Here is a 6,000-nt window from a genome sequence, read left to right on the forward strand (position 1 = left end):
ACCAAGGACGACCCGGCGGAGGAGCTGCCGTTCGACGACGACGAGGTGGCGCCCCTCCAGGCGGATGATCCGCGCCCGCAGCGGGTGCCCCAGTATCCGGCGGGGCCCCGGAAGGTGAAGCGGCGGGGGCCGGGCGAGCGGTCGAAGTCCGACCGGGAGTTGTTGCCCCGCTACGACTGGCAGAAGGAGTACTCGGATCCGGGGCTGTCGCCCGCGTTCCTGTACGTGGAGCGGGGGCCGGGTGCGGGACAGTTGGTGCCGCTGCACCAGGGCTCCATCACGCTGGGGCGCTCCTCCACGTCCGACCTGCGGCTCCAGCACGCGTCCATCAGCCGGCGCCATGCGCAGCTCACCCGTCGCGGCAATGCGTTCGCGGTGCGTGACCTGGGCAGCCAGAACGGCACGTTCGTCAACCGCTCGCGCATCAAGGGCGAGGTGGAGATCCGCCCAGGAGACGAGCTGAGCCTGGGCAACGCGATGCTGCGCCTGCGCGGTTCGGGCGCCCCTCCGATGGAGATCAAGACCGCGTTGGATCCCCTCCTGCCGCGCGGTGGGAAGCGGCCGGTGGGCGTCGTCGTCGTGGCCCTGGCAGCGGCCGTCGTGGGCTCCGCGGTGGCGGCGTTGATCAGCCTGGTGGCCATGAGCATGACGGACGCGTCGCCCGCACGGACCGCGACGGAAGGGACGTCCGCGAAGGGCACGGGCACGCCTGCCGCGAAGAGTCCGGCGAAGACCGTGGGTGCGGACACGGGAGTGGAGGCACAGGGCGCGGACCCTTCCGGATCCGCGGTGCCTGCCGCTGCTTCTGGAGAGCCTGCCACTGGCGTGGAGTCCCCGGTCCCCGGTTCCACGGACAGCACGGAGGCACAGCGCGCGGGGACGGCGTCCGCGAAGGCCGGCGAGGTTCCCAGCGCGACCCAGGTGGCCCGTGGACAGCGTGTCCCCGCGAAGGCCGGCGAGACGCCTGGCGCGGCCGACATCGCTTTGGGTCTGCACGGTGCTTCCTCGAAAGCTGGGGAGACGCTTGGCGCGACCGATATCGCCCGGGGACAGCAGGCGAGCACGCCGTCCGCGAAGGGCGCGGAGCCGGACTCCGGTGCGACGGGCGTGGCTGGCGATGACGCCCAGGCTTCGCGGAAGGCGACCTCGACGGCCCGGAAGAGTCCGGTGGCCGCCGCGACGACAGGCCCCCCGGACGAGAGCGCGCGCGAGGCCATCATCACCCGCTACGAATCCGGCGACGTCTCCGGGGCCCTGACCCTGGCGCGGCGCGCGAACCTCGCGCCCCTGGTGCAGCACATCACCCGCTTCCAGGCCGCCCGGGACACCGCCCAGAGCGCGCTGGACCGGAACGAGGGTCCCCGGGCGATTGACACACTCAGCGCCGCCGTGCGGCTGGACCAGGAAATCGCCCAGGGATGGAGCACCCACGGGGCCGCGCTCCGTCGCCAGCTCGCCGGCCTCTACGTGAACTCCGGCAAGGACGCCGTCCGGGCCAGCCGCTGGTCCGACGCGCGCGCGGCCTTCACCTGGGCCCTCAAGCACGACGCCAGCAACGCCGAGGCCCGCGCCCAACTGGCGGCGCTCGAGACACAGGGCACCCCGTCAGCGCAGTGAAGCGCTGCGCTCCGCCCGGGGCGCACTCCAGAAACACGACGCCCCGAGTCCCAACGAGGGAACCCGGGGCGCGGGATGCGAGCGCGGCGGCCACGTGGCCCGCCGCACTTCGAAGACATCAGGCGAGGTTGAAGATCTTCTTCAGGTCGGACTCGACCTCTTCCTCGGTGCAGTCCTTGGCCAGCGACAGTTCCTTGATGAGCAGGGAGCGCGCCGTGTCGAGCATCTTGCGCTCGCCGAACGACAGGTCCTTGTCACCCTTGAGCAGGTACAGGTCGCGCAGCACCTCCGCGATTTCGAAGACGGAGCCCGTCTTGATCTTCTCCATGTACTCGCGGTAGCGACGGTTCCACGTCGTCGAGTCCACCGAGATGTCCTTCTCGCGAAGGATGGAGTAGACCTGCTTGACGTCCTCCTCGCTGATGATCTCCCGAAGGCCGACAGAACCGACCTTGTTGATGGGGATCATGATCCGCATCCCGTTCTCCAGGATGCGCAGCACGTAGAACGACTGGCGCTGCCCGGCGACCTCGGTGTGCTCGATGCCCATCACCTCGCCGACGCCCTGGCCCGGATAAACCGCCTTGTCACCAGTCTTGAAGCTGGTCTGCACTAACTGCCTCCTTGGAGAAAGCTTCGACCCCGGCCTTCAAGCCGGCCACTACTACCACAAACCACATCCACGGGCAACGAAATCGCCTTGACCACCCGAAGCGGGCCGCACTACCGTGTCCGGTTTTGTGTGCGGAAGGGCTCGGAATACGAGCGCCGCTGGACGAACATGGTGGTGGGTGGGGGTGGGTGTTGGTTCGTTATGCGTGGCACGACCTGGGCACGCGTCCGTTGTTCTTTCCAGCGCTGAGCCTCACGCTCGGCGCCCTCTGGGCAACCGGAACAGGGAGCGCCGCCGGGGTATTTCTCCTCTGCGCGCTTTGTCTGGGACTGTTGGGAACGGCGCTCGGTCCGCTGCCGGGAGCCCATCTCGCGGTGCTGGTCGCACTCGCCTTCACCGGCGCGGGTCTTTCCGGTTTTGAAGCCCGGGTAGAGATTCCCCCGGCGCTGGTGGAGGGCGGCCCCGCGCTGCTGGAGGGTGAGTTGGAGCGCGTGGAGCGCTTCGATGGCGCCACCCGACTGCGGCTCGCGGTGGCCCGGGCGGGCCCGCCCACGGGTCCGGAGGTCGCCGCCCGCTTCCGCGCGAGCCTGTCTGGCCGGGGGGATGGCCTGGACCTTCAGCCTGGACAACGCGTGCGGGTGGAGGCGCGGCTGCTTCCGGATGCACCGCCCTCCAATCCGGGCGAGCGGGACTTCGCGTCGGCGCGGCGGCGGCAGGGCGTGGCCTTCACGGGGGGCTTCAGCCCGGGGCGGCTGCTGGTGCTCTCCCCTGCCCCGGCATGGCGGCTGACGCTGGAGGAGCTGCGCGGCCGGCTGGCGCTGGCGGTGCGTCAGGTGGCGCCGTCCCCCGACGCGGCGGCGCTGTTCCTCACGCTGGCGGCCGGGCAGCGCGCGGAGCTGGATGACGCCTGGGAGGATGCGTTCTCGCGGGCGGGGCTCGCGCATGTGCTCAGCGTCAGCGGGCTGCATGTGGCGGCGCTGGCCCTGATGACGCTGGCGCTCCTGAGGCGGGGCCTGGTGCGGCTGGGAGGCCGGTGGCGCGGGCTGGAGGCCCGGCGGGTGGCGGCCCCGGCGGCGGTGCCCTTCGTCTGGGCCTATGTGCTGTTCACGGGAAACCAGGCCCCGGCGGTGCGCTCGGCGGTGATGGCCACGGCGGTGTTGCTGGGGCTGGGGCTGTGGCGGCGCGCGGACGGGCTCAACGGACTGTCGCTCGCGGCGCTCGTGCTGGTGGCGTGGACGCCTTCCAGCGTGGTGGACCTGTCGCTCCGGCTGTCGTTCCTCGCCGTGCTGGGGCTGGTGTTGCTGTCGCCCGCGCTGCGCGAGGCCCTGCCGGTGGACCGGCCCGACCCTTCCGAGCCCCGCAGGCTCAAGCGCTGGGCCGCGCAGGCGAAGGAGACGGTGGCGCAGACGCTGTGCGCGAGCGCCGCGGCGACCCTGGTGGGGCTGCCCGTGGTGGCGGCGGCGTTCGGGCGCGTGAGCCTGGCGGGGCTCGTGTCCAACATCATCGCCCTGCCCCTGTGTGGCGTGCTCACCGGGCTCGCGGCCGGAGGCGCGGCGCTCTTCGTCGTGGCCCCGGCGCTCGCGACGCCGGTGCTGTGGGCGGGCGCGTGGGCGTCGGAGCTGCTGCTGGCGCTGACGCGCGGCTTTGCCTCGGTGCCCTTCGCGGCGGTGGAGGTGCCCGGCCTGGGGCCGCTCCTGGCCCTCGCCTACGCGGTGGGGCTTTCGTGCTGGGCGCTCGGTTCGGGACGCTGGCGCTACGCGGGCGTTCTCACGCCACTGGCCCTCCTGGGCGCCGTGCTGCTTCCCGGACTCGCCCCGGAGCCCGCGCTGCGCATCACGTTCCTTTCGGTGGGCCAGGGGGACGCGGTGGTGCTGCGCTCGCGGGGCCACCATGCGCTGGTGGACGGTGGCGGCGTTCCGGAGGGCGCGGACACCGGGGAGCGCTTCGTGCTGCCCTTCCTCAAGGCGGAGGGCGTGTCACGCCTGGACCTCGCGGTGCTGTCGCATCCGCATCCGGACCATGCGCTCGGGCTGGTGTCGACGCTGGCGCAGGTGCCCGCCGAACAGCTGTGGCTGTCCGCGGGCACGACCGACGGTCCCCTCTCCCGGCGCGTCGTGGCAGCCGCAAAGGGCGCGGTGGTGGAAGAGGTGCAGGTGGGGCATCCCTCCTTCACCCTGGGCGAGGCGACGGTGGAGGTGCTGGGGCCTCCGGTGGACCGGGAGCTGATGGAGGGCGCGAACGACAGGAGCGTGGTGCTGCGCGTGCGCCATGGCGACGTCACCGTGCTGCTGGCGGGCGATGTGGAGGAGGACGGCGAGGCCGCGCTCGAGGAGGCCGTGGGGACGGTGACGGTGTTGAAGGTGCCGCATCATGGTTCGCGCACCTCCTCCACCGCGCCACTGCTGGCCCGAACGCGACCGCGTCATGCGGTGTTCTGCGTGGGGCGACGCAACCGGTACGGCTTTCCCCATCCGGAGGTGGAGGCCCGCTACCGCGCCCTGGGCACCGAGTGCTGGCGCACCGACACGGATGGCGCCGTCACCCTGGAAAGCGACGGCCAGGACGTCCGCCTGGTCTCCTTCCTGCCGCGAAGCGAAGGTGCTCCCCTGCCCGTTGCGGCGAGTGCGAAGCAGACCCACCGTAGCGCCGATGATTTCAGATGATCTCGATCTGCAGCAGTTGACCGTCGAACTGAAGTCCAAGCTCGGCCCGGGCGAACCCGTGGGCTACCTGCGCGGCAAGTCCCTCATGCGCGACATGCTGCTCCACATGCGGTCGAACCAGTTCTCCGAGCTGGAGGCCGAGGAGCTCGTCGACACGCTGGAGTCACGAGGCTTCGTGCGCTTCCTTGGAGACCCGGCGGAGCGCTCCGTCGCGGATGCGCCCTGGGACATCTCGCCCCACGCATGACGCATGGGCTTCGCCGTGCCCTGCTACTGGAAGATGAGCCACGCGAAGCGCGGCAGGGCGTGGAAGTCCCCGATGAAGAGCGGTGAGAAGGCCTGGCCTTCCACCTGCCTGCGGTCGTGGTGCTCCAGCCGGTAGAGGTTGAAGCGCCAACGCTCCCCGGGCTCCGGCGGGATGTGGGGCACCTGCGCGAGGTTCTTGAACGGGATGGCCATCTCCACGCTCCAGCCCTCGTCGCGGTCCGACGCGTCGTCCAGCGTCCCGCGCACCTTCACCGCCGTCTTCATCCCCGAGTCCCACGACAGGTCCATGCCCTGGCGCCTCGCGGGGAAGTACGCGTCGAAGAGGATGTTGTGCGGTGACACCTGCAGCTCGTTGTACGTGCGCCCGTCCGCGTTGGCGTCGAGGAACACCTCCACGACCTCCTGCTCGTAGATGGAGTCGTCGCGGTTGCGCATCGTGCCCCAGACGTCCGGGTCCTCCACGTCGAAGGCCACGTACAGGTGCGCGTCGTCGTAGACAAGGCGTGCCTGGGTGCGCAGCCTGAGGGGCCGGCCGTCGAAGCTGCCCACGAGCGTCACCGGCTTCGCGCCCTTCCAGGCCTCGTCATCGAGCACACCGTCGAGCACGGGCGCCTTCTTCACGCGCGTGACGATGTACTCCGGCAACGCGGGGGGCTCGCCGCCCAGGAGCGGACCGCGCACGCGGTTGGCGCCCAGTTGCACGCGCGGATCATCCACCGCCAGGCGTTCGTCGTCGCGCCAGAAGCCCAGCACCACGCGGCCGGGGCTGCCCGGCATGGCGACGGTGTGCACGTCCTCCAGCACCTTGCCCACCGGCCACGTCTCCAACGGCGCGGCGCC

At 71.3% G+C, this 6,000-nt stretch carries 5 protein-coding genes; 3 read left to right on the top strand and 2 right to left on the bottom strand.

Annotation, left to right across the window (positions count from 1 at the left end; all coding sequences use genetic code 11):
* Positions 1 to 1,617: FHA domain-containing protein (locus D7V88_RS38110; RefSeq protein ID WP_120545454.1), on the top strand; the 1,617-nt coding region annotated here is incomplete at its 5' end.
* Positions 1,618 to 1,735: 118 nt separating this feature from the next.
* Here D7V88_RS38110 and D7V88_RS38115 read toward each other — a convergent pair.
* The gene (locus D7V88_RS38115) at positions 1,736 to 2,230 is read right to left on the bottom strand and encodes a CarD family transcriptional regulator (protein WP_120533482.1); all 495 of its coding nucleotides are present in this window, start codon (positions 2,228 to 2,230) and stop codon (positions 1,736 to 1,738) included.
* A gap of 191 nt (positions 2,231 to 2,421) precedes the next feature.
* Between D7V88_RS38115 and D7V88_RS38120 the strand changes: the two genes are divergently transcribed.
* The gene (locus D7V88_RS38120) at positions 2,422 to 4,893 is read left to right on the top strand and encodes a DNA internalization-related competence protein ComEC/Rec2 (RefSeq protein ID WP_120545455.1); all 2,472 of its coding nucleotides are present in this window, start codon (positions 2,422 to 2,424) and stop codon (positions 4,891 to 4,893) included.
* Positions 4,880 to 5,140, top strand: a complete 261-nt coding sequence (locus D7V88_RS38125) for a hypothetical protein (protein ID WP_120545456.1) — start codon at positions 4,880 to 4,882, stop codon at positions 5,138 to 5,140. Before D7V88_RS38120 ends, D7V88_RS38125 begins: the two co-directional genes overlap by 14 nt.
* A 23-nt stretch (positions 5,141 to 5,163) precedes the next feature.
* On the opposite strand, the gene D7V88_RS38130 is transcribed toward D7V88_RS38125, so the two are convergent.
* Positions 5,164 to 6,000 (bottom strand): carbohydrate-binding family 9-like protein (locus tag D7V88_RS38130; protein WP_120545457.1); only part of this gene is annotated, 837 nt, incomplete at its 5' end.

The sequence above is a fragment of the Corallococcus terminator genome (assembly GCF_003611635.1).
Classification (GTDB): domain Bacteria; phylum Myxococcota; class Myxococcia; order Myxococcales; family Myxococcaceae; genus Corallococcus; species Corallococcus terminator.